Source organism: Acidovorax sp. 1608163 (assembly GCF_003669015.1).
Lineage (GTDB): Bacteria > Pseudomonadota > Gammaproteobacteria > Burkholderiales > Burkholderiaceae_C > Acidovorax.
Window position 1 is genome coordinate 3,595,790 of the sequence record NZ_CP033069.1, and the last position, 23,291, is coordinate 3,619,080.

17 protein-coding genes and 2 pseudogenes are annotated in these 23,291 nt (G+C 62.2%); 5 read left to right on the forward strand and 14 right to left on the reverse strand.

Annotation, left to right across the window (positions count from 1 at the left end; all coding sequences use genetic code 11):
• The first annotated feature begins 50 nt into the window (after positions 1–50).
• A complete protein-coding gene (locus tag EAG14_RS15980; RefSeq protein ID WP_121730514.1) occupies positions 51–1,013 on the forward strand; it encodes a LysR family transcriptional regulator in 963 nt (320 codons plus the stop codon).
• A gap of 262 nt (positions 1,014–1,275) precedes the next feature.
• On the opposite strand, the gene EAG14_RS15985 is transcribed toward EAG14_RS15980, so the two are convergent.
• From EAG14_RS15985 to EAG14_RS16010, 6 genes and pseudogenes are all read right to left on the reverse strand, one after another.
• Complete coding sequence (locus tag EAG14_RS15985; protein WP_099740340.1) at positions 1,276–1,626, reverse strand: RNA-binding protein; 351 nt, start codon at positions 1,624–1,626, stop codon at positions 1,276–1,278.
• Positions 1,627–1,740: 114 nt separating this feature from the next.
• A complete protein-coding gene (locus EAG14_RS15990; protein ID WP_199175074.1) occupies positions 1,741–1,980 on the reverse strand; it encodes a hypothetical protein in 240 nt (79 codons plus the stop codon).
• 315 nt (positions 1,981–2,295) lie between these two features.
• A complete protein-coding gene (gene coaD, locus EAG14_RS15995; RefSeq protein ID WP_099658248.1) occupies positions 2,296–2,796 on the reverse strand; it encodes a pantetheine-phosphate adenylyltransferase in 501 nt (166 codons plus the stop codon).
• 204 nt (positions 2,797–3,000) lie between these two features.
• Positions 3,001–3,695: pseudogene (gene rsmD / locus EAG14_RS16000) on the reverse strand (16S rRNA (guanine(966)-N(2))-methyltransferase RsmD).
• The gene (locus EAG14_RS16005; RefSeq protein WP_121729477.1) at positions 3,692–5,041 is read right to left on the reverse strand and encodes a pitrilysin family protein; all 1,350 of its coding nucleotides are present in this window, start codon (positions 5,039–5,041) and stop codon (positions 3,692–3,694) included. Before EAG14_RS16005 ends, rsmD begins: the two are co-directional and overlap by 4 nt.
• Positions 5,042–5,061: 20 nt before the next feature.
• Positions 5,062–6,558, reverse strand: a complete 1,497-nt coding sequence (locus tag EAG14_RS16010) for a pitrilysin family protein (RefSeq protein ID WP_121729478.1) — start codon at positions 6,556–6,558, stop codon at positions 5,062–5,064.
• A 241-nt stretch (positions 6,559–6,799) separates the two neighbouring features.
• On the opposite strand from EAG14_RS16010, the gene ftsY reads away from it, so the two are divergent.
• The 3 genes from ftsY (at position 6,800) to EAG14_RS16030 (ending at position 14,526) form a co-directional block, all read left to right on the forward strand.
• Positions 6,800–8,098 (forward strand): signal recognition particle-docking protein FtsY, encoded by a 1,299-nt coding sequence (gene ftsY / locus EAG14_RS16020; RefSeq protein WP_371414426.1) that lies wholly within the window; start codon positions 6,800–6,802, stop codon positions 8,096–8,098.
• Between the two features lie 141 nt (positions 8,099–8,239).
• Positions 8,240–10,897, forward strand: a complete 2,658-nt coding sequence (locus EAG14_RS16025; RefSeq protein WP_121729479.1) for an EAL domain-containing protein — start codon at positions 8,240–8,242, stop codon at positions 10,895–10,897.
• Between the two features lie 206 nt (positions 10,898–11,103).
• Positions 11,104–14,526 (forward strand): EAL domain-containing protein, encoded by a 3,423-nt coding sequence (locus EAG14_RS16030; protein WP_121729480.1) that lies wholly within the window; start codon positions 11,104–11,106, stop codon positions 14,524–14,526.
• Between the two features lie 26 nt (positions 14,527–14,552).
• On the opposite strand, the pseudogene EAG14_RS16035 reads toward EAG14_RS16030, so the two are convergent.
• The 5 genes and pseudogenes from EAG14_RS16035 to EAG14_RS16055 all read right to left on the reverse strand — a co-directional run.
• Positions 14,553–14,652: pseudogene (locus tag EAG14_RS16035) on the reverse strand (XRE family transcriptional regulator); the annotation flags it as partial.
• A gap of 457 nt (positions 14,653–15,109) precedes the next feature.
• Positions 15,110–16,248, reverse strand: a protein-coding gene (locus EAG14_RS16040; protein WP_371414366.1) for an IS3 family transposase whose coding sequence is annotated in 2 segments (ribosomal slippage) — positions 15,110–15,999 and positions 15,999–16,248 — 1,140 coding nt in all. Because the reading frame shifts where the segments join, the coding sequence is not laid out codon by codon here.
• Positions 16,249–16,506: 258 nt separating this feature from the next.
• Positions 16,507–16,911, reverse strand: a complete 405-nt coding sequence (locus tag EAG14_RS16045; RefSeq protein WP_121729481.1) for a hypothetical protein — start codon at positions 16,909–16,911, stop codon at positions 16,507–16,509.
• Complete coding sequence (locus EAG14_RS16050) at positions 16,898–17,353, reverse strand: hypothetical protein (RefSeq protein WP_121729482.1); 456 nt, start codon at positions 17,351–17,353, stop codon at positions 16,898–16,900. The genes EAG14_RS16045 and EAG14_RS16050 overlap by 14 nt, the downstream gene beginning before the upstream one ends.
• Before the next feature lie 43 nt (positions 17,354–17,396).
• Positions 17,397–19,709, reverse strand: a complete 2,313-nt coding sequence (locus tag EAG14_RS16055) for a TonB-dependent siderophore receptor (protein ID WP_121729483.1) — start codon at positions 19,707–19,709, stop codon at positions 17,397–17,399.
• Positions 19,710–19,826: 117 nt separating this feature from the next.
• Here EAG14_RS16055 and EAG14_RS22890 point away from each other — a divergent pair, with 117 nt between their 5' ends.
• Positions 19,827–20,027: a hypothetical protein gene (locus tag EAG14_RS22890; protein ID WP_162996018.1), complete on the forward strand. Its 201-nt coding sequence runs from the start codon at positions 19,827–19,829 to the stop codon at positions 20,025–20,027.
• Between the two features lie 20 nt (positions 20,028–20,047).
• On the opposite strand, the gene EAG14_RS16060 is transcribed toward EAG14_RS22890, so the two are convergent.
• The 3 genes from EAG14_RS16060 to EAG14_RS16070 all read right to left on the reverse strand — a co-directional run bounded on the left by EAG14_RS16060 (position 20,048) and on the right by EAG14_RS16070 (position 23,255).
• A complete protein-coding gene (locus EAG14_RS16060) occupies positions 20,048–20,899 on the reverse strand; it encodes a helix-turn-helix domain-containing protein (RefSeq protein ID WP_121729484.1) in 852 nt (283 codons plus the stop codon).
• A 589-nt stretch (positions 20,900–21,488) separates the two neighbouring features.
• A complete protein-coding gene (locus EAG14_RS16065; RefSeq protein WP_099743719.1) occupies positions 21,489–22,637 on the reverse strand; it encodes a CynX/NimT family MFS transporter in 1,149 nt (382 codons plus the stop codon).
• 159 nt (positions 22,638–22,796) lie between these two features.
• Positions 22,797–23,255, reverse strand: coding sequence for a heme-binding protein (locus EAG14_RS16070; RefSeq protein WP_121729485.1), 459 nt, complete (start codon positions 23,253–23,255; stop codon positions 22,797–22,799).
• Positions 23,256–23,291: the final 36 nt, after the last annotated feature.

Below are 23,291 nucleotides of genomic sequence, written 5' to 3' on the forward strand. Positions count from 1 at the left end.
GTCCAATGGCAATTTTTCCATAGTCAATTCATTTTAGATATGCTTTGAACATGCCCACCCACCCTGCTTCAAACACCAGCCCCGCCCGCAGCGCCCTCATCACCCACCGGCACATCGAAGTCTTTCGCGCCGTGATGACGGCCAGCAGCGTGACCCATGCCGCCGCCCTGCTGGCCAGCTCGCAGCCCACCGTCAGCCGCGAGCTGGCCCGGCTGGAGCAGTTGCTGGGCTACCCGCTGTTTGAGCGGCAGCAGGGCCGGCTGCGCCCCAACGCCCGTGCGCTGGCCCTGTGGGATGAGGTGCAGCGATCGTGGCAGGGGCTGGAGCGCGTGGTGGAGCGGGCCGTGGCCCTGGGCCAATCGCACGAGGCCCAACTCTCGGTGCTGTGCCTGCCCGCCCTCGCCCACGCCCTGCTGCCCGGTGCCATCGCCCGGCTGCTGCAAACGCAGCCCCACCTGCGCGTGTCCATCACGCCGCAAGAATCGCCGCTGCTGGAGGAATGGATGAGCGCCCAGCGCTTTGACCTGGGCCTGAGCGAGCAAGCCGCCACGCCCCCCGGCGTGCAAGCCGTGCCGTTACTGACGCTGGACGAAGTGGCCGTGCTGCCCGCCGGGCACGCACTGGCGAACCAAGCCGTTCTGCGTTTGCAGGACTTTGCAGGCCAGCCGTTTGTGAGCCTGTCTGCCGACGACCCTTACCGCCGCCAGATCGACGAACGCTTTGCCCAAGCGGGCGTGGCGCGCCAGTTGCACCTGCAAACCCACAGCGCCGTGGCCGTGTGCGCGATGGTGCAGCAAGGCCTGGGGCTGGCCATCGTCAACCCGCTCACGGCCCTGGCCATGGCGGGGCCAGGGCTGGTGGTGCGCAGGCTGGGGTTCTCCGTGCCGTTCAGCGTCAACGCCTTGCTGCCGCTGTACCGCCCGGCGCTGCCGGAAGCCCAGCCACTGGTGCAGTCTTTGCAGGAGCAAGCCCAAGAAGTCACCGCAACGCTACAACGCTTGCTGGCCCCATAGACATCCTGAGGTAGCGACGTACCTTCGGCAAAAAACAGGTCTAGCGCTTATAAAACAAGCGCAAGCAGCTACACTTTTCATAGCAAATTGCCCTGCTTCGCATCCGCTAAAGCCCAAGGCGGCACGGCAATGACTGCGACCACCGCGTTTGTCGCGTTAAACAGTGCTGCCGAATGCATGTAGCCCAGTGCAGCAAGCACAGACGAAAAAAACCGGCCTCAAGGGCCGGTTTTCGTTGGGAGCGCAGGAAGCCGCGCAGCAATCAGTAGCGACCGCCGCCGAAGCCACCCGAGCCATAGCCCACGTCGGAGCGTTTGTTCGACGTGTACTCGCCAGCGTTATGCCCCCCGGCGCCACCACCGGCCTCACGCGGGCGGGCCAGGTTCACGACGATCGAGCGCCCATCCACGGACATGCCGTGCAGCGCAGAAATGGCCGCCTGCGCGACTTCTGCCGAAGCCATTTCAACGAAGCCAAAACCCTTGGAACGGCCGGTTTCGCGGTCCATCATGACCTTGGCGGAAGAGACTCCGCCGAACTCGGCAAAGTTGCTTTGCAGGCTGGCATCGGTCACGGAATAAGGCAGGTTGCCCACATAAATTTTGGTGCTCATGGAGAAGTCTTTCTGGTGAGGGGCGCGCAGCGAACGGCGCACGGGGAAGAATCGGTGTGCGAACTTGAGAGTCCGCCGCGATGGCAAAGAGGGGGTCGGCAGTGGGCTGATGGGTCAGCACACCGGGGGGTGCGGCATGCAAGCTTGCAGCCAGCCCTGGGTCACCGCGAACAGACGGGCGGCTTCGGGCGAAGCAAAGGCTTTGTCAAAGCGGAACACGCGGCAGTAGCTGCCGTTGCCTTGAGACCGGTGGACCGAGAAGGAGGCGCGAAAGCGGCCACAGTCGGTCGGGTGTGTCGCGGGCGAAACGACGTACTGGCCCATGGAAATGGCTGTCTTGGAAATCTGGTGCATTCAGGGGAAACGCATACCCGGACCGGGTTGCGTGAGCTTCAAGGGAACACAGTTGGCGGTAGCTCTACCGTCCAGCTGGGCGACAAGGGTCGCAAAAGGCGGCTAGCGCGCGCTGGTGAAAAACCGCCGCGCTAGCGTTGCAAAGACGGCGCGGCTTGCCGCCGCCCTGTCGATACAACGGCGTCTAGTATATGGCCAAACACATAAAAAGGCCAAACAATATTCTTCAAAGTTTTATAACGCCACGCTTGGCCGCGTGGCGCTCGGCCCATCGCCCATCGCAGGGTGGGGCTGCTTCGTAGCAACAGGGCCCCGTCACCCCGCCGCCATCCCCCGCACCTTCGCCGCCAAGCGCTCTTGCACGGCGGGCGAGACGAACTTGTCCACTTCTCCGCCCAGCACCGCGATCTCGCGCACAAAGGTGCTGCTGATGAACTGGTACTTGTCGCTGGGGGTGAGGAAGACGGTTTCCACCTGCGGCATGAGGCTGCGGTTCATGCCTGCAAGCTGGAACTCGTAGTCAAAGTCGGTCACGGCGCGCAGGCCGCGCACCATGGCCTTGCCGCCGCGCGCCACCACAAAGTCGCGCAGCAGGCCCGAGAAGCTCTCGACCTGCACCTGTGGGTATTGGCGCGTGGCCTCGCGGACCATGTCGATGCGCTCTTCCAGGCTGAACAGGGTTTTTTTGTGGTGGCCGGCGGCCACGGCCACGATGACCTGGCCGAACAACTGGGTGGCTCTGCGCACCACGTCTTCATGGCCCAGGGTGATGGGGTCGAAGGTTCCGGGGTAAACGGCGAGGACGTTGTGGGCCATGGCGGGCTGTCTCCTGTGCTGACGGAATGGTCGTTGGCCCTGTGCCGGGCCGCGTGGGCGCATTATGCAGAGTGCACTGCAACATGGATGGCAGCGGCCAGCCCAGGCCACTTGGCAATTCACATAAAAATAGCTGCCAGCGCTTGATAAACAGGCGCTGGCAGCTATCAACTCAATAGCAATCTAATCGCAAATCAAGCGCAATTACAGCGCCACGGCGCGGCGCAGCAGGTGCGCGTGTACCGCCCCGGCCTTGAGGTGGCGGTGCACTGCCAGCCCCCAGGCGGCCAGCTCCTCGTCGGCCCAGGCGCGGGGGCTTCCAGGTACACAAAGCCTTGCGCAGACACTGCCTGGGCGGCGGCTTGCAGGGCGGGGGTGAATAAGTCGCTGCCAAACGGCGGGTCGAGCAACACCAAATCCAGGCTGCCCGGCGCGGCTTGCTTGAGGGCCGCCACGCCATCGCCGCGCTGCACCCGCATGGCGGTGGCCTGCAGGCGCTGCTGCAGGGTGTGCAGCTGGGCCACCAGGGCGGCATCGCTTTCCACCAGTTGCACGCTGGCGGCGCCGCGCGAGGCGGCCTCAAACCCCAGCGCGCCGGTGCCTGCAAAGGCGTCCAGGCAGCGCCAGCCGCTCAGGTCCTGGCCCAGCCAGTTGAAGAGGGTTTCGCGCACGCGGTCGGGCGTGGGGCGCAGGCCGGGGCGCTGGGCCACGGGCAGACGGGTGCGCTTCCAGGCGCCACCGATGATGCGCACCTCGCCCGCGCCTTTGGGGGCCGCAGCGGCAGGCTTGTCTTTGGCGGCACCCTTTTTGCCTGCCGGGGCGGCAGGCGCTGCGGCAGCGGCCTGGGCCTTGCGGATTTCGGCGTTGATGGCGGTGGTTTTCAGGGTCGAGCGGCTCATGGCTTGCCCCCCACCACCACAGTCACCATGCGTTCAGGCTGCAGCTTTTTGGCCATGGCCGTGCGCACATCGGCCACGGTGAGGGCTTCCACCTTTTGCGTCCAGTGGTCCAGATAGTCAAGCGGCAGGCCATTCCAGGCGATGTTGGCCACGTTGCCCAACAGCTTTTTGTTGCTGTCGATGCGCAGCGCAAAGCCGCCGATCAGGTTGTCCTTGGCGGCGCGCAGCTCGGCCTCGGTGGGGCCTTCGGCCACAAAGCGCTGCACCACGTCACGCGCCACCTTCACGGCCTGGGCTGCCTGGTCGGGCCGGGTTTGCAGGCCGATGGTGAAGGCGCCAGCGTGAAGGCCGCCCGCAAAGTAGCTGTAGACGCTGTAGCTCAGGCCGCGCTTTTCGCGCACTTCTTCGGTCAGGCGCGAGACAAAGCCACCGCCGCCCAGGATGTGGTTGCCCACCAGCAGGGCCAGGAAGTCCGGATCGCGGCGCGGAAAGCCGGGCTGGCCAATGAGCACGTGGGCCTGGGCAGAGGCGAAGGGGATGGCCTGCTCGGCCGCCGCCTTCAGGGGCTCGACCTCAGGCACCGCAGGCAGGGGCGCGCATTCGGCACCCGTGGCAGGCAGGCGGGCGAGCAGCTTGGTCACCAGCTCTTGCGCCTGGCTGCGGCTGACGGCGCCCACGATGCTGACACGGGCGCGGCAGGCCGCCACGGTTTGCGCGTGGAAGGCCTGCAGGTCTTGCACGCTGATGCGGGCCAACGTTTCAGGCGTGGTGCGCAGGCCGTAGGGGTGGCTGCCGTACACGGCGGTGGCAAAGGCCTCGGCCGCCACATTGGCGGGGCGGGTGGCGGCCTCGCGCAGGCTGGCGGACCAGCGGGCGCGGTCGCGGGCCCAGATGTCAGCGGGCCAGCTGGGCTCGGCCAGTTGGCGGGCAGCCAGACGCGCGGCACGGTCGAGCAGCGGCGCGTCCGTCAAAGAGCGCAGCGAGTAGCGCAGGGCGTCGTTGTCGGCCCCGGCTTCAAAGCCCGCGCCCAGGTCGGCCCAGGCCTCGCCCAGCGCGTTTTCGTCCAGCGTGTTTTCGGCGCCCTGGCCTTTGACACCTTTGGATGCCATCAGCGCCACGGCGCTGGCCAGGCCGGACTTTTCCGCCGGGTCGCGGCGGCTGCCTGCGTCAAAGTCGATTTGCACGTCCACCATGGGGATGACGGGGCTTTCGACCAGCCAGACCTTGGCGCCGCTGGGCTCTGTCCAGTGCTGGATGGGCAGCAGTGCCCAGGCGGGTGCAGCATAAAAAACCACACTAGCGCACACCAGACAAGCGCTGGAAGCTACTTTTTTGATAGCAATCATGTAAATATCCAAAGCTGATGTCAGTGCAGGATCGCCCCGGCGGGCAAGGCGGGATGTGGGCGGGCGCCTTCCAGGGGCTGGGGCAGCAGGGTGGCCACCGTGAGCTGGTCGTCGCCAAAATACTTGGCGGCCACGGCTTTGACCTCCTCGGGGGTGATGGTGCGCAGCAGTGTGAGCAGCCGCTCTTCCGCATCGAGCGGGAAGCCCTGCACCCAGTTGCCGCCCAGCTCCTGCGCCTGGTTTTGCACCGAGTCGCGCTCGTACACCGTGGAGGCGATCCATTGCGTTTTGACGCGTGCCAGCTCGGCCTCGCTCACGCCGTCCCGGGCCACGCGGGCCACTTCGGCGCGCAGGGCTTCTTCGACCTGCTGGGCGGTTTTGCCCGCAGCGGGCACGCCGGTGAGCATGAACAGCGACGGCCCACGGCCCGTGACCATGGCCGAGCTGCCTGCGTTGTCGGCCACGGGCTGCTCGCCCTGGCTCAGGGCGCGCTCCAGCCGCGCGCCGTCGTAGCCGCTGAACACGGCCGACAGCACCAGCAGGGCCAGGGCATCGCGGTCAGAGGCCTGCAAGTCCTGCACGCGCGACAGCGAGGGCACCTTGTAGGCCAGTGCCACATAGGCTTGCTCTGCCGGGGCCTTCACGGCCACGCGGCGCAGGCCCTGCTGCACCGGTTCGGTGCGGGGCTTGCGCTCGGGCACGGCGTGCGCGGGCAGGCTGCCGTAGTACTTTTCGGCCAGGGCGCGCACCTTGGCCACGTCCACATCACCGGCCACCACCACCACGGCATTGGCGGGCGTGTACCACTGGCGGTAGAAGGCGCGCGCGTCGTTGGGCGTCATGGCGTCCAGGTCGCTCATCCAGCCCACGATGGGGCGGCGGTAGGGCGATGCGTTGAAGGCGGTGGCAAAGAGCTGCTCGGCCAGCATGGCGCGGGGCTGGTCTTCGGTGCGCAGGCGGCGCTCTTCTTTCACGACTTCCAGCTCTTTCTTGAACTCTTCGTCGGGCCAGTGCATGTTGGCAAAGCGGTCGGACTCCAGCCGCATCACGTCTTCAAGCCGCTGGGCCGGGATTTGCTGGTAGTAGCCGGTGTAGTCACGGCTGGTGAAGGCGTTCTCACGCCCGCCCAAAGCAGCCACGCGGCGCGAAAAGTCGCCCGGCGGCACGGTTTTGGAGCCCTTGAACATCATGTGCTCCAGCACATGGGCCACGCCCGAGGTGCCGTCCACCTCGTCCATCGAGCCCACACGCACCCACACCATGTGCACGGCCGTGGGCGCGCGGTGGTCGGGCTGCACGATGAGCTGCATGCCATTGGCCAGCGTGAACAGCTGGGCACCGGCCGCGTTGGTGGCCTGGGCGACCTTGGCATGTGGGCCAGAGGCCCCTGCCGCTCGCCCCGCAGAGGGCGCAGCCACAGGGGCTGCAGAGGAATCCAAACCCGCAGCCATCACGTGGGTGACGGCTGTGGCACTGAGGCAGGCCAGAAGGCCCAGTAGGGTGAAAGCGCGTTTCATAGAATGCAGTGATTCTAAGAACCCGCCAATGTTCAGTTTTTTCAAGAAAAAGCCCACCCCCTCGCCCGCGACGACTGATGCCCCGGCACCAGCCCCCGCGCCCGTCGCCACGCCTGAAGCTGCGGCCAGCCCCGCGCCTTCGGCGCCCCATGCCCCCGATACGCCCGCGCCAACGGCGCCCGCCCCCGCTGCAACCCCTGGCTTTGGCTGGCTACGCAACCCGTTTGCGGCCAAGCCGCCGGTGCCAACGCCCGGGCCAGCCACCGCAGCGGCGCCAACACCAGCAGCACCAGCCCCTACACCAGCGCCTGCCAGCCCCCCTGTAGCCGTACAGCCACCGGCTGCGGCACCGGAGACTGTTGCACCAGTGACGGCTGCGCCAGTGGCCGCAGCCCCTGATGCCGCCCCCGCTGTGCCTGTGGCGGCCTATGCCCCGGCAGCGCCTGTACAAACCGCCCCGCCAGCATCCCCTGCCCCGGCGCTGAAGGCACAACCCCCCGTAACGCATGCAACACACGCAGCGCCCGTGGCAGCGCCGCTTGCGCCCGCGGCAAAAGCCCCGCAGGCCCCCGCGGTGCAAAGCCCACCCGCTGCTGCGCCAGCCGTAGCCCCCGCTCCCGCGCCTGCCCCCGCCGTGGCAGAACGCAAGGGCTGGCTCGATCGCCTCAAGGCCGGCCTGCGCAAAACGGGCTCCAGCATCGCCACCGTGTTCACCGGCACGCAAATCGACGATGCCCTGTACGAAGAGCTGGAAGAGGCCCTGCTGATGGCCGACACCGGCGTCAAGGCCACCCAGCACTTGCTGGACGACCTCAAGCGCCGCGTGAAGGAGACCAAGACCACCGACCCCGCCGCCGTCAAAGGTCTGCTGGCCGATGCCCTGGCGGAGCTGCTGCGCCCTCTGGAAAAGGCCTTGGTGATTGGCGAGCACACCCCCACCGTCATCATGGTGGCGGGCGTCAATGGCGCGGGCAAAACCACCTCCATCGGCAAGCTGACCAAGCACTTGGCCAATGAAGGCGCCAGCGTGCTGCTGGCCGCCGCCGACACCTTCCGCGCTGCGGCGCGCGAACAACTGGGTGTGTGGGCCGACCGGAACACTGTGGAAATCGTGAGCCAAGAAGGCGGCGACCCCGCTGCCGTGAGCTTTGACGCCGTGACCGCTGGCAAGGCCCGGGGCAAAGACGTGGTGCTGGTGGACACCGCAGGCCGCCTGCCCACGCAGCTGCACCTGATGGAAGAGCTCAAAAAGATCAAACGCGTAGTGACCAAGGCCGACGGCACCGCACCGCACGAGGTGCTGCTGGTCATCGACGGCAACACGGGCCAGAACGCGCTGGCGCAGGTGCGCTCGTTTGACGATGCGCTGCAACTGACCGGCCTGATCGTGACCAAACTGGACGGAACCGCCAAGGGTGGCGTGCTGGCCGCCATTGCGCAAGAGCGCCCCATCCCCGTGTATTTCATTGGCGTGGGCGAGAAGCTGGAAGACCTAGAAACCTTCAACGCGCGCGAATTTGCGCAAGCACTGCTGTCCTGACCTTTTACCGCCCCATTCAGGGCGCCCACGGGGTGCCCTGAAGTGCCCGCCGCCACATCGCTATGGTGCGGGGACAAATTCCGTTTACAAAATGCTGCAACCCCCGGATGATGGGCTTACCCCTCACCCAGGCGGAGGCCCATGTTCCTTGAACTGCTCAAAGGCGTTGCACTGCTGCTGGCGCTGTGCTTTTTGCATGGTGTCAACATCCGTGTCTGGCGGCAAAAGCCCCTGATCGGGCAGATCGTCTCGGGCGCCCTGTTTGGCGGCATTTGCGTGGTGGGCATGCTGCTGCCCGTGGTGCTGATGCCCGGCGTGATCTTTGATGCGCGCTCCGTCGTGCTGTGCATGGCGGGCCTGTTTGGCGGGCCTGTGGTCGCCATCATTGCGGGCACCCTGACCATGGGCTGGCGCCTTTGGATTGGCGGTGCGGGCATGGGCGTGGGCCTGCTGGTGGTGGTGATTTGTGTGGCGCTGGGCCTGCTGTACCGGCAGGCCCGCCAGCGCGGCAAGCTGGATGTAGAGCCGCGCACCTTGCTGCTTTTTGGGCTGCTGGTGCACCTGGCTGTGGTGGGGGCATTTCAGCTGCTGCCAGAGCCAGCGGTGCAGCGCATCAACCAGACCGTGGCACTGCCCTTCGTGCTGATCTTCACCGTGGCCACCTTGCTGCTGGGCATGCTGCTGAAAGACGTGGAAGAGCGCTTGAACACCGAAAGGGCCTTGAGCGAAAGCTCCGCCCGGCTGCGCGCCATCACGCAGGCCATCCCCGACGTGCTGCTGGTGCTGGACCGCAACGGGCGCTACCTGGAGGTGCTGTCCAACGACAAAACGGCCCTGGTCGCCAGCGCCAAGGACTTGCTTGGCAAGCAACTGAGCGATGTGCTGCCGCCCGACCAGACGCAGTTGTATCTGCGGCTGATCCACGAAACCCTGCGCACGGGCCGCACCCAAACGCTCGAATACGAAATTCGCACCCTCGACGGCCTTCGCCAATTCGAGGGGCGCACCCAACCCCTGGGGGTGCCCGTGCAGGGGGACAAGGCGGTGGTGCTGCTGGCGCGCGACATCACTGCCCGCAAGCAGGCGGAGGCTGCCCTGCGGGAGTCCGAGCTGCGGTTTCGCTCCTTACTGCTCAATATTCCATCCATTTCTGTGCAGGGCTATCTGGCAGATGGCACCACCACTTACTGGAACAAGGCTTCAGAGCGGCTGTACGGCTACACCGCCGAAGAGGCCATGGGCAGCAGCCTGTTCGATCTGATCATCCCGCCCGTGATGCGCGACACGGTGCGCAGCAACGTAGAACATATGTTTGCCACGGGCGAGGTCATCCCGGCGGGAGAGTTGCAACTGCAACGCAAAGACGGCACCTTGGTCGATGTGTTCTCCAGCCACGCCTACATCCAAGTGCCCGGCCAGCCGCCCGAGATGTTCTGCATCGACATCGACATCTCTGGCCGCAAGGCTGCCGAAGACGAGGCCCGTTATCTGGCCTTTTACGACGCCCTGACGGAGCTGCCCAATCGGCGACTGCTGGTGGACCGGCTGCAGCAAGTGTTGGCAGGCAGCACCCGCAGCGGCATGGCCACGGCCGTGCTGTTTGTGGACCTGGACAACTTTAAAACGCTGAACGACACCCGCGGGCATGAGGTGGGCGACATGCTGCTGACCGAAGTGGCACGCCGCCTGCAAAGCCATGTGCGCGAACTGGACACCGTGGCACGCCTGGGCGGCGATGAATTTGTGGTGGTGCTTCAAAACCTGGGCACGGACCCCACCGAGGCTGCAGACCAAGCCCGTATGCTGGGCGAAATGCTGCGCGCCCGCCTGGCACAGCCTTACGACCTGGCCGGGCACGAGTACCACTGCGCTGCCAGCATCGGCATCACGCTGCTGCACGGCCAGCGCACCACAGTGGATGAAATCCTCAAACAGGCCGACATGGCGATGTACCGAGCCAAAGACGCGGGGCGCAACACGCTGCGCTTTTTTGACCCGGACATGCAGCAGGCCGTCAACCGCCGCGCCATGCTGGAAGCCGAACTGCACAACGGCCTCAAACAAGGGCAGTTTTTGCTGCTGTACCAACCCCAGGTCGATGAAACCGGCCGCATCCAGGGCGCCGAAGCCCTGGTGCGCTGGCAGCACCCCGAGCACGGCATGGTGCCGCCCAGTGAGTTCATTGCCCTGGCAGAAGACACAGGCCTCATCGTGCCCTTGGGCCTGTGGGTGATGGAAACCGCCCTGCGCCAGCAAGCCCAATGGCGCAACGTCCCGGCCCTTGCACACCTGACCCTGGCCATCAACGTCAGCGCGCGCCAGTTCCACCAGGACGACTTTGTGACCCAGGTGCTGAACCTGCTGCACACCACAGGCGCAGACCCCACCCACATCAAGCTGGAGCTGACCGAGAGCCTGCTGCTCAAAAACGTGGACAGCGTCATCACCACCATGCGTGCTTTACGGGCCTACGGCCTGGGCTTCTCGCTGGACGACTTCGGCACCGGGTATTCATCGCTCAGCTACCTCAAGCGCCTGCCGCTGGATCAGATCAAAATCGATCAGGGCTTTGTACGAGATGCCCTGGTGGATCCCAACGACGCAGCCATTGCCCGCTCCATCATCGCGCTGGCGGGTAGCTTGGGCCTGTCGGTCATTGCAGAAGGGGTTGAGACCCAGGCACACCACGAGTTTTTGCTAGGCCACGGGTGTAAGGCGTTCCAAGGCTATTTCTTCGGTCGCCCGTTGCCGCATTCTGAATTTGAACAGCTGGTGCGCAGCGGTGGGGCTGGAACGTGACCCGTCACCAACGTGGTTTGCTTCGCTTCAATGAGCAGGCGCACTGCGATGTCTTTAGCGACTGCAGCAGTCCGTGGCACGGGTGACTGCCACACGCTGCACCCGATGAACGGATCTTGGGGACAGGTTGTGCCGCCTGAGCCCCTCGCCCATCGGACTACGAAGTGCACCATGAAATCTGCGCCGATGGGCGCCCAGGGAGGCATATGGCGAAGCAGGTATGGCTGCAGCGTAGCTTTGAGAGGAAAGTCCTCGGTGGATTTCTGGCCGCCGCCCTCGTGGTGGTGGCGCTCGCAGCTACGACATGGAAGCTGGCCGCCGATGCCAGAGAAGCCGCTCGCCTCGTCTCGCACACCTACCAAGTGGTGCAAACAATCACCGAAGCCAGGGCTGACACCCTTCAAATCGAGTTCAGCACACAAAGCTACCGAATCTCAGGCGACGCCGCTGCCTTGAAAGAACGCAATGACCGGCTTGCGGCCAGAGAAGCCTCGCTGGCACGATTGCAGTCATTGATCAGCGACAGTTCAGCGCAGATGCAGCGGTGGACGAAGCTGCGTGCGGTCATTAACGAGCGCATTGCGATTGCCAAGCAGGTCGAGATTCTGCGAAAAAATCAGGGACAAGAAGCAGCCACCGCCTTTGTTTCAGGTGCGCCTTTGAGGGAGACGCGAGAACGCACCTATGCGCTCTTCCACGCGATGGATACGGAAGCTCGCGAAGTCCTGGAATACCGCACGGCAGGTCAACTGACGAGTCAACGCGTTCTGGCAGCCAGTGGCGCAGCGGTTGCGACTTTGCTGGTCGCCATGCTGGCTGCAACCTACGTTCTGATCAGGCGCCAGTTAGCGGAAAGCGAGGCCACCCACCACGCGTTGATCCGGAGCGAAGAAAATCTCTCAACGACCTTGAGGTCACTGGGCGACGCTGTACTTGAGTCTGACTCCCAGGGGCGAATCACGCACATGAACCCGGCGGCAGAACGCCTCACCGGGTGGGCCTCAGGCGAGGCACAAGGCCAGCGGGTAGACAGCGTTTTCCGGCTCGTCGGACAAGACGGACAGCCCCTGGATCGCTCGCTGGTTACCACCGTGCTGGCAACGAATCAGGTTCTCGAAGAAATCGATGGCATATCGCTGGTGACACGCACCGGCGCCCATTGCCCGATAGGAGCCAACGCGGCGCCCATACGTGACGAATCTGGCATCCCTCAGGGGGTGGTCCTTGTCTTTCGAGACATCACCGCGGAACGCCAGGCAAAGCAGTTCATTCAAGAGCAAAACGCACTGCTGGAACAACGGGTCTTCGAACGGACAGCGCAATTGCGCGAAGCGCAGGAACACCTGCACAGCGTGATGAGCAGCGTCCCTGTGATGGTCGCGTATGTGAATGCAGAACGCAGGTATGTCTATGCCAACGAGCAGTACCGGCTGCGTTTTGCCCCGGACCACAACGACATTACTGGAAGCACCGTGCAAGAGGTACTGGGTGATGATCGCTATGCAATCGCTTCGCCGGCCATTGACAAGGCACTGGCGGGCGAAGCTCAAAGCTACGATTGGCAACCTTTTCCGGACGTCTGGCTTGCAATCAGTTTGGCCCCCAAGCGCAGCGCACAAGGCGTGGTCCTTGGGTACTACGTCCTTGGGGCCGATGTTTCGCAGCGCAAACAGGCCGAGCACCGAATCCAGACACTCAACGCTGAGCTTGGTCAGCGCGTGACAGATTTGGAGCGAGCGACCCGCGCCTGGAAAACCCTCAGCGCGGGCAACAGCGCGATGCTTCGGGCAACACAGGAGCAGTCATTGCTCGACGCCATGTGCAAGGCCATTGTGGACGCCGGCGGCTACCCCGCCGCCATGGTTTGGTATGCCTTGAAGGACCCCGAGAAATCTGTACGCCCCATGGCTGAGAGTGGGTACGGCCTCGGCATGGACGTTCTGCGCTCACTGAAGGTGACATGGGCAGACAGTGAGCTGGGCCAAGGCGCCATAGCGACGGCCATCCGGGAAAAGGCCACCCAGGTCATTGGTGACATGCAAAATGATCCGAGCTACCGCCCTTGGCGCTCGTTTTTACAGGGCAACGCGTCATGCTTCGCTTGCCCTCTGTGGGTTGGAGGAAACGTCATCGGCGCACTGACTATTTTTGCGCGCGAACCGAACACTTTTGGGCCCGACGAAGTGCGGCTTTTGACGGAATCGGCAGACGACCTCGCGTTCGGCATTTCCAGCCTGCGGGCCAAGGCCGAACGTATCGCAGCAGAAGCAGAAATGCACCGCCTGACCCGGATGGATGCGCTGACCGGTCAACCCAACGAAGTTCACTTCATCGAAGTGGTGACAAGGGCCATGGAGGCAACCCGGGGGACAGAGGGTGCCCAGCCCTTGGCGCTGCTGCAGGTGAACATTGTCCGGCTGCGCGAGATCAATGAAGCACTGGGGCTAACCCATGGAGACCAGCTGCTGCGGCAGTTCGGTGCCCGACTCCGTTCAGCGGTGCCCGATGCCCACTTGATCGCCCGCTTGCGCGGCGATGAATTCGCCTTGCTGCTTTCGCCAGGCAGCGAGACGGATGCTATCGCGATGGTGAGCCGACTGCAGTCGATGCTGCAGCAGCCGTTTGAGATCGCAGACCTCTCTTTGGACGTCGGGGTCCGCATCGGTATTGCGCTTTTTCCTGACCACGGAGGCACAGCGGACGAGTTGCTGCAGCACGCCGACTTTGCGGTGAATCAGGCAAAAAGGAGAGAGCTCGGATTCAAGGTGTATGACCCCACCAATGACGAAGCGCACCCAGAGCGCCTGGCTATGGCGGCCGAGCTGCATCGAGCCATCGACCATGGCGACATGGTGCTCTACCTCCAGCCCAAAGTGGAAATGGCGAGTGGTGCCATATTGGGTGCAGAGGCCCTGGTGCGATGGCAGCACGTTGATCGCGGGTTGATCGGCCCAACCCAGTTCATCGCCCTTGCGGAGCACACCGGTCTCATCAAGAACCTCACCGACTGGGTCATCGAATCAGCCATGCGCATATGCCATGAAGCCCAAAGCCGCGGCGATGCATTTCCTATCGCGGTGAACCTGTCGGCTCGCAATCTCAGAGATGAAACACTGCTGCGAAAAGTGCGCTTGCTACACGACAACTGGAACGTGGCGAGGGGCCTGCTGGAGTTTGAAATCACCGAAAGTACGGTGATGGAAGACCCAGAATTTGCGTTACGAGTCTTGCATGACCTGCGGCAAGAGGGAGTCTCTCTGTACATTGACGATTTTGGAACCGGGTATTCATCGCTCAGCTACCTGCTCAAGCTGCCCGTGGAATACGTCAAGATCGACCAATCGTTTGTGCGCGACATGTCCACAAGCATTGACTCCGCCATCATCGTCAAATCAACCATTGATTTGGCCCACGCATTGGGCCGCAAGGTCGTTGCAGAGGGTGTAGAGACCCAACAAGATTGGGATATGTTGATCGAATTGGGCTGTGATATTGCCCAGGGATATTTCATTGCGAAACCGATGCCATCAGGAGACTTTCATGCATGGACACACCAATTTCGAGAGAAGCAATGGCCCGAAATTGCCACGGCGTCTAAGAACCTGTTCAAAGTCTCCTCGAGGGTGTGAAAAGCGCGGAGAGTAAGAAAGAGCTACTTGCGTAGGGTGTTTCGCAAAAGGCCCGTGCGGCGGGCGATTTCCCGGATGGACAGCTGCTCTCAGAGCCCAATGCCTGGTGGCACTCAGTGTTGCCACTCCTGCTCTCCTTTGGCTTTAAAAGCAGCAGATTAGGGTTGGGACATGGGGCAGATTTAGAGGGGGCCAGCAAGTTAAGTAGGTCACTTCTGCATGGAAATCAAAAACTCTCCTCGAATTTTTAGCGCTAGGTCAAGGAATCCTGCGAATTTGAATCATATGTATCATTTATATTGAATTTGCAACTAATCATAGGTATAGTTCTGGCATTGCTTGTCGCCATGGGGCGATGCGAGTGGCCATTGGGCCCACGCATCAATCAGGAGTGGCCACAGGGTATCCCCTTGATTTGAAAACGTGAGTCCATGAACAATCTGAAGATTTCCACGCGCCTGTCGGGCGCGTTTGCTTTGCTGGTATTGATGTTGCTGGGTTTGGCTGTGGCCGCCATGGCGCAGCTGTCGGCCATGCGTGCAGCCACCGCTGAGTGGACTTCACCCGGTTTCGTAGACATATTTCAACTTCCGTTTCGAAGTTGTTCGAATGCCAGCGGACTCAGTTGGTCTAGGTGACTGTGCCGACGGATTCGATTGTAAAAACCTTCGATGTAGTCAAACACATCTGACTTGGCGTCTTGCCTGGTGGCATAGATATGGCGTTTGATTCTCTCCTTCTTCAAGCTGCTGAAGAAGGACTCTGCTACCGCGTTGTCCCAACAGTTTCCACGTCGGCTCATGCTTGGCACCAATTGGTTGTCCTTGCACCAGCGGGCGAAGTCGTCACTGCCAAACTGACTTCCTTGGTCGGAATGGATCATCACTGGACCCGTTGGGCGCCTGCGCCACACTGCCATCGTGAGCGCATCCAACACCAACTCTGTAGCCATGCTGGAGTTCATCGCCCAGCCGACCACCATGCGCGAGTACAGGTCAATTACGGCCGTTAGGTACAACCAGCCCTCATGGGTTCGGATATAGGTAATGTCGGTGACCCACACTTGGTTCGGTAGCGTGACCGTGAACTCACGTTGCAACCGGTTCGGTGCGGCAGTCGCAGGAAGACCGACTCGGTAGCGTGGCCGCTTGTAACCACGCACTGAGCGCAGTTGGGCCTGGCGCATCAGGCGTGCTACACGTTTTTGACCGCACGCCATACCGTCCTCTCGCAAGTCCCGCAGGATGCGTGGGCTTCCATAAATCCCGTGGCTGTCGTCAAAGGATTGCCGAATGCTTGCCAGCAAGACATCGTCGGCTAAGGCGCGTTTGGACTTTGGATTGGCCTTCCAAGCGTAATAGCCACTGCGCTGTACGCGCAGAACGCGGCACATGCTGCTGAGCCGGAACTGGCCTTTATGTTCGGCCATGAATGCGTACTTCACCCGGACAGCTTGGCAAAGTACGTTGCGGCCTTTTTTAGGATGTCGCGCTCCTCATTGGCCCTTTTGAGCTCCGCTTTGAGCCGGGATACCTCGGCCTTGAGCTGGCTTGTCTCTGCCCCCCCTGCGCTCGATTGCTCTTTGGCAAGCCGCACCCACAGGTACAGGCTTTTGTCCGACATGCCCAATCGCTTGGCTACATCCACTACCCCATGACCACGCTCGGTCACCTGTTTGACGGCTTCTGCCTTGAACTCAGCCGGGTATCGCACTCTCTTCATTTCTCACTCTCCAGTTCAATTTCGACCTTGATAGGTGTCTATTGAACCGGGTGAAGTCCAGCGAGACTTCGGCGGCAGCTTTGGTGCCAAAAGCAGACGTCTAGTAGAGGCCGAAAATCAACCACCCTGAGAGATACCGATGTCCAAGAGCTTCACGACTTCAGAAGCAAAAAAGCGCTGCCGGCCTGCACCGCCGCCACCGCCATCGGTGCGATGGCGGCGCTTTTTTTCTGTGCCATCAGATGGTGGCGCCGGCCATCAGCGGGATTGCGGGGCGCCCGTTGACAGCAGCTCTGTTGCCATCTCTATCGCCTGCTCACGCGAAGAAGCCAGAAGAAGAGGATAGCCCCAGAACTTGGCGAAGACGACCGCAAAAGCCTTGAGCCCCAGACGCTTTGCCGAGTTGGGTTCGATCAGGATCATTGCTCGGACAAGTCTGCGCAATTCAACTTTGTGCTTTTTCATCCAGAGCGCGGTGCGCTTCTTTTCTTCAGGCGTGTGCTCATGGTCATCGTCGTCAGGTGCGGTATCGCTCAGGATCACGAAGGGCTCGCCGCGCCGTAGATTGGCCTCGAATTCATCGAAGTCCCTCTGATGGTCATGTCCAGGTTTTTGCGAAAGATTCATCCAGACCAAGGGAAAGTTAGAACTATTCATCGACATGACCCACTCCTTTGGTTTTGATGTGACGCCAGGTGGCCGCAATGGCGAACACCCCGGGCAGCGTTATGAAGAACACTGCCGAGAAGGCCACATGCCAGCCGTCGCGCAGCCCGTCCAAAACTCCACCGAGCGTATTGAGGACAACAAGCAAACTGCCAAAGACCAGCGCAGTCCACTGGGCCTTGCGGGTTCCGATCAATGCGATAAGCACCGTGACGATCCAGCAACCATAGAAGGCGGAAAACATCCACAGTACGCCAGGCTCGAACGTAATCGCCGGCGTCGCTCCGTGTGCTCTCGCGAGGTCATTGACGTAGAAGAACAATTGAAAGGTGACAAATAGCACCGCGCCAGCGCCGGTGGTCAACCAGAACAGAGCGACCTTGTTTGGGTTGTGTATGGCCAGATGCCGGCCGCGAGTTGAAGAAGACTGAAAGGTCATGGGAGCTTTCTCGATAATCGATGATTGAGTGTTTGCGGGAAAATCAGTACCTGTAGTCCAGCGTCACCATCACGTTGCGTGGTGCGCCATAGCTGACGGTGTCGAAATCACCCTTTTGCAGCGCGTATTTCTTGTCGAATACGTTATTGAGGTTGATGGTCACGTTGGTCTTTTTGGTGATGGCATAGCGAGCCATCAACGACACGAGCGCATATGGGCTTTGCTCGCCACCCAGGGAACTGGTGCCGGTATTGGGGGCCTGGTAGAAGCGGCTTTGCCATTTGGCGCCAGCACCCAGGGTCAACTGGCTCCACTCACCCGGCAACTGGTAGGTCGTGAAAAACTGGGCGGTGGTGCGCGGTATTTGCGAATTCAAGCGGACGCCAGCGCCGTCTTTTGCCGTGAAGTGGGCGACTCCAGCGTAGATGTTCCAGCCAAGCGCCAGTTCGCCCTGCAGATCGAACTCGATCCCGCGCGACCTGGTCCCATCGGCGCCGCGATAGGCTTGGGCGCCGCTGGGCGTACGGGTTCCTGCGACGGTCTGCGCCGCGTTGTCCAGCTCGGTCTCGAACAGGGCTACCGACGCATTCAAGCGCCTATCGAGGTATTCGCCTTTCACACCGACTTCCTTGGTTTTACCCTTGGACGGCGTGAGTACGTTGCCCAGGCTGTCCCGATAGTCAGTTTGCGGATTGAAGATGCCCGTGTAGCTGGCGTAGGCCGAATAGGTCTTGTTGATGGAGTAGACCAAACCGGCGTACGGGGTGAACTCGCTGCTCTTTTTGTAATGCAAAGACGCACCACCGGCGGTATCGTCAATTTCATAGCTGCTGAAACGTCCGCCGACTATCAGCCTCAGTGGGTCGGACAGCGAAATCCGCGCCGCGCTGTAGACACCGCTCTGCTTGATTCGAGTGCGGGTCGGTATCCGAGCCATGGCATCGAGGTTGGGCCGGGAAAATGCTGGACTCAGGGTGTAGACGTTGACCGGCGCAATGGCCGCGAAGAACGGCGGCAGATCGTCCTGGCCAGCCGTGCGACGAGAATTTGTCGCGCCTGCTACCAGGTCGTGTTGGCGGCCCAGCAGTTCGAACGGACCGCTGGCCATCACGTCAAAGGTGTTCTGGCGACTGCTCCCCTCAGACGCCAGTGCTACCGGGAGGGCGCCGTTGGGGAAGGCTCCCCGTCCAGTTGCGCGATCGGGGCGGCCGACGAGGCCGAGCAGTTCGGTATCGTGTTCGGTACGGTACTGGTTGGCAGTGGCACGCAAATTCCAGCCGTTGTTGAAGCGGTGCTCGATTGCGGCAAATCCTGTTTTGAGGTTATTGTCCCAGCGGCTCCAGTCCTGAGCGTAGCTTCTGGAGCGTGAATAGTCCGCCTGCGTGCCGTCGCTGAACCACAGCGGCAGACCGCCCCAGGTGGCGCCTTTCGGCGTGATGTCCTGGTGGTCGTATCCCAGGCTCACGGTCGTGTCCGGGGTCAGGTCTGCCTCGACGACGCCATAGAACGACTTCCTCTGCGGTTTGTAGCCGTCGATGTACGAACGGCCGTCTTGGTACGTGCCCACCACGCGTGCTCGGATGCGACCGTCCTTGGTCAGCGGTGTCGAGACGTCGGCCAATCCCCGGTAGGTATCCCAACTCCCTGCACCGAGGGATGCGGACGCCGCGAATTCACGGGTTGGGCGTTTGCGCACCAGGTTGATGGCCGCCGATGGATTGCCGGTGCCGGTTAGCAGGCCCGAGGCACCGCGCACGACCTCGACACGGTCATAGAACGCCGTATCGAGAGAACCAATACCGCTCCCATTGATTGGGCTGCCGACCACCGTCGGGATGCCGTCGTACTGGACGTTGTTGATCAGCAAGCCGCGCGAATAGAAGCTCGTGCGTTCGCTGTCGGATTGATATGACGCGATGCCCGTAGTGTTCTCCAGCACGCTCTGCACCGAATTCAACTGCTGGTCGTCCATGCGCTGACGCGTGATGACCGTGACGGACTGCGGAGTTTCCCGCAACGACAGCGGCAGGCGCGTGGCTGCCGCCGTCTCGTCGGTGGTGTACGAACCTGTACCTTCAGTCGCCACAGCATTCATTTGGTCCGATACGGTGACTGCCGGCAACGTGGGTTCCCCTTGAGTCGTTTTTCCCCCGACCTCGTCTCGCGGCTGCAATGGCTCGGCGGCGCATGCGCTTTGCGCACTGAAGAAAATTGCCCCAGCTACCGCAGCACCCAACACGCTGCGGGGAGAAATCCTGCGGCCGTGACATGGCACATCAAGTCCGGGAGGGACGGCACGCATGGTGCTCATCTCGATTTGCCAGCGGAGTCTTCCGGCATCCTTGAAATTGCGCATCAAATAATACTCATTAGCGTTTGAATGCGTAATTTGACAGCAGAGTGAAGTTGGCTCGATAGCGAAATCAGGCCACTTTATTTTTCATTTAGGCCAATCTGCGGATTGCCACAAACTTTGGCGGAACTGAAAAAAATTGATTGCGCGAGAATGATGGAGATCGTCCTGGGTAGGCTCGACGACATCATGTTTCGCCGCGCCCGGGCACAGCGTGCTGGTGCAGTTGCTCGTGTCGGAGCAGGCTTCGCTCTCAACGCGATGACGGTCACACCATCACCACGATCTTCGCGAAATGTCGGCCACTACGTGGTGATGTGACGGAGGTTTGCCGACCTTAGTCAGGGCGAAAGTTCATCGGCAAGCATGATGCCGGGCACGGAAGCAGGCTCAGCGCCGCTATTGCGGTCCGACAGGTAGCGTGCCGGAGGCTTGCCCACCGCCTTGCGGAACATCGTGATGAATCCGCTGGCGTTTTCGTACCCCAGTTCCAGTGCCACTGTCTGCACGCTTTCACCCTTGGTCAAACGTTGAAGCGCAAGGATCACGTGCAGTTGCCTGCGCCAGCGCCCAAAGCTCATTCCAATTTCGTGCAGCAGCAACCGGGTCATGTTTCGCTCGCTCATGCCGATGCGCGTAGCCCAATCGGCTTTCGAGGTTTTGTCCGTGGGGTCGGCCAGCATCATTTCTGCGAGGCGGCGTAATCGAGGATCGCGCGGCATGGGCAGGTGTAGGTCCTCCACCGGCGCATCAACCAACTCATCGAGCAACGCCGCAATCAGCCGGTCTTCCCGTCCTCCCTGAGCGTACAACTCAGGAAAGCTGGCCACCTTCAATAGCAACTCGCGCAGCAATGGCGATACCGAAATCGTGCAACAGGTTGTCGGAAGATTCGGTGCCGCGTCAGGCTCGATGAAGAGGCAATAAATTTCTGTTTCGCCCGATCCTCTTGCCGAGTGGGGCAAGTCTCCAGGTATCCATAACGCGCACTGTGGCGGCACGATCCAGACGCCGTCTTCGATTTCGCAGTTGAGGATGCCGCGAACCGAGTAAATCAGCTGAGCTTTGTGATGCTGGTGCCTCCCGTTTTCCCAGTCACTCGCTACCGAGGTGGCACTCATGGCAACGACAGGTCGAGGGACATCGTCGAAGTCTCTGCGAGGATTTACACCGTGGATGGCAAACTTGGACATCGGCACTGGAACTGTATTCGGAACAAATCGTTGACTTGAGAAATACTAAGGGGAAACTTCGCAACGATTCTTTCGCAAATGATGAGATTCGGTTGCTTGTCGTCATATCCGAGCGACTGCAGGACGCAGTCGTGTTACGGCCTACACGCCGATTGAAAACGCCCCCACTCTGCCTGCGATAAGCGGAATCCGGTGGGTACCTGGTCCACGACGCCTAGCCCGTGCTCAGGCGTGAGCCCATCGATTTCCTGCAGATCGACTATGCCAACGCTGGCTGACGCTCACGCGTGATCTCTGCGGTTGTCCTCGTCGTTGAGTGAATACACCGACTGGGCCTGCCGGAGGGGCGGGCCGGATCGTACGAGTGCGAAAGATCACCTTCGTTCTCCGACATGTGGAGCGTCAAGTTTGGGCGCACAGAAGCCGCTTGAACGTTTCCCGGTGAGTGTCAGCAATCAGCCTGTTGGGGTCATCAGAGGGCGGTCGGGAAAGGTGCCAAAGGCGTTCGATCCGACCATTTGCATGGGTTCTGCCCGTGAGGCCACCATGCGGTGCTTCGCCTTTGCTGAGGCTCAATGCATGGAGTCTCTCACTCGTCTCTTCGCCTGTTGAGGAATGGCGCCAGAGCCAGCTTTAGCGCCCCCACTGCCGCCAGCACCCACAGACCTGACAGGTAACTGTGGGTAAGGTCGTTCAGCAGCCCGAGGGTCAGCGGGCCAAGCGCACCCACGCCATAGCCTATGGCTAAAACGAAGGAAGTCCACGAGTTGGCTTCGGTCGCGTCGGCCGCGTTGTCCAGCGGCAGCGTCATCCCGAGCGAGAAAGACCCGCCCACGCCCACGGCCAGCAGCACGATGGGCAGCCAGCCCGGGGCATGCGGCGCGGCGATCAACATGCCGATGCCCGCCAGGAAGGCGCCGGCAAAGCCTGCGATTGGCCAGCGCCGGTCATGGCCCCGACTCACCAAGGCCGGCATGGGGTTGGCCAACATGAACACCGTGGTGAAGCCAGCCAGCATCAGCCCAGCCTGCGCTGCAGTTGCGCCAAAGGCCTGGTTCATGGGTACCAGCCAAGCCAGCAGGCCAAAGAACAAGAAGTTGTTGGCTGAGAAGTAGAGCGCAGCCAGCCAGGCCGTCCGAGAGCGGGCCGGATGCGGGTGCGCAGCCTTGACTGCCGTGCGATCGGGTGCGGTATGGGTGCCCTCGGCGCTTGACACCTGCAGCCAGGCCCCAATGGCCACCAGGCCCGGAACAGCCCAAATGGCGGTGGCCATGCGCCAGCCACCGGTGAGTGCTGCCACTGGCCCGGTCAACGCAGCGGCCAGGGTGCTGCCCAGGCCCAGCGAGGCCGCATACAGGCCCATCAACAGCGACCCGCGCCCCGGATGGTGGGCCTTGACAAAGCCGGACATGAGTGCGCCCGCCACAGCGATGCCCGCACCAACGCCTGCTGTACTGATGAAGAGCAGAACGGTGGACGTGGTGAACGCACGCAACAGCGTGGCCACGGCCAACAGCACCAACGCCGCGAGAACCGCGCGATGGCGCCCGAAACGCCGCGCCAGCCAGGGTGTGGGGATGGCCAGCAGCCCCATGAGCAAGGTCGGGATGGCCGTCAGCAGGGCGGCCTGCGCGTTGTTGATATGGAACTCGCTGCGCAAGGAGCCCAGCACAGGGGCAACAGACACGATGCCCGGGCGAAGGTTGGTGGCCACCAGCACCATGACTGCGATGGTCATGGGGAGGCTGAGCCCGGTGGGCTCGGCGGGGCGTATGGCCGCTGCAAGGCGCGGCTTTCCAGCCAGCTTGAGTATTCGGCTCTGTTCGATAGGGCTGGACAAGGCGTCGGCAGTGCAGGTGTGCATCGTCATCTCCAATGTGGTGCGGGCATGAAGCGTTCAATCAGGGCTGTGACCTGTGGACCACGCATCGGCGGCGCCGGTCTCCAGTGCAGCCATCGCGGCCATGGCCACGGCCACATCCTGCTCAACGGTGCCGGCGCTGACGCCGATGGCGCCCATCACGTTGCCGTTGGACAGCACCGGGACGCCACCACCAAAGATCACGGCGCGCCCATTGAGGCTGTGCTGGATGCCGAACAGCGGTGCACCGGGTTGCGCCAGCAGCGCCAGGTCGGCGGTGGATTGCCCGAAGGCCACGGCGGTGTAGGCCTTGTTGATCGCCAGGTCGGCGCAGCCCACCGCGCCACCGTCGCCCCGGGTGAAGTGCAGCAGGTGCCCGCCGCTGTCCACGATGGCTACCGAAAACGGCAGGCCGAACTGAAGCGCAAAGGCTTCTGCCGCTTGGGACATGGCCTTGGCATCGGTCAGGGAGAGTGTCTTGTAAGGGTTGCTCATGTTAATAGTAGACTGGTCTATTCTTGATCGGGCAAA

Coding starts and splice junctions, on each gene's coding strand:
- EAG14_RS16065 (WP_099743719.1), bottom strand. CDS start 22,637: ATGACCATCGCAGTCATGGTGCTGGTGGCCACCAACCTTCGCCCGGGC.
- EAG14_RS16050 (WP_121729482.1), bottom strand. CDS start 17,353: ATGACCTTTCAGTCTTCTTCAACTCGCGGCCGGCATCTGGCCATACAC.
- coaD (WP_099658248.1), bottom strand. CDS start 2,796: ATGGCCCACAACGTCCTCGCCGTTTACCCCGGAACCTTCGACCCCATC.
- EAG14_RS16030 (WP_121729480.1), top strand. CDS start 11,104: ATGGCGAAGCAGGTATGGCTGCAGCGTAGCTTTGAGAGGAAAGTCCTC.
- EAG14_RS16070 (WP_121729485.1), bottom strand. CDS start 23,255: ATGAGCAACCCTTACAAGACACTCTCCCTGACCGATGCCAAGGCCATG.
- EAG14_RS16045 (WP_121729481.1), bottom strand. CDS start 16,911: ATGTCGATGAATAGTTCTAACTTTCCCTTGGTCTGGATGAATCTTTCG.
- EAG14_RS16060 (WP_121729484.1), bottom strand. CDS start 20,899: ATGTCCAAGTTTGCCATCCACGGTGTAAATCCTCGCAGAGACTTCGAC.
- EAG14_RS16005 (WP_121729477.1), bottom strand. CDS start 5,041: ATGATTGCTATCAAAAAAGTAGCTTCCAGCGCTTGTCTGGTGTGCGCT.
- EAG14_RS15985 (WP_099740340.1), bottom strand. CDS start 1,626: ATGAGCACCAAAATTTATGTGGGCAACCTGCCTTATTCCGTGACCGAT.
- EAG14_RS16025 (WP_121729479.1), top strand. CDS start 8,240: ATGTTCCTTGAACTGCTCAAAGGCGTTGCACTGCTGCTGGCGCTGTGC.
- EAG14_RS15990 (WP_199175074.1), bottom strand. CDS start 1,980: ATGCACCAGATTTCCAAGACAGCCATTTCCATGGGCCAGTACGTCGTT.
- EAG14_RS16010 (WP_121729478.1), bottom strand. CDS start 6,558: ATGAAACGCGCTTTCACCCTACTGGGCCTTCTGGCCTGCCTCAGTGCC.
- EAG14_RS16055 (WP_121729483.1), bottom strand. CDS start 19,709: ATGCGCAATTTCAAGGATGCCGGAAGACTCCGCTGGCAAATCGAGATG.
- EAG14_RS15980 (WP_121730514.1), top strand. CDS start 51: ATGCCCACCCACCCTGCTTCAAACACCAGCCCCGCCCGCAGCGCCCTC.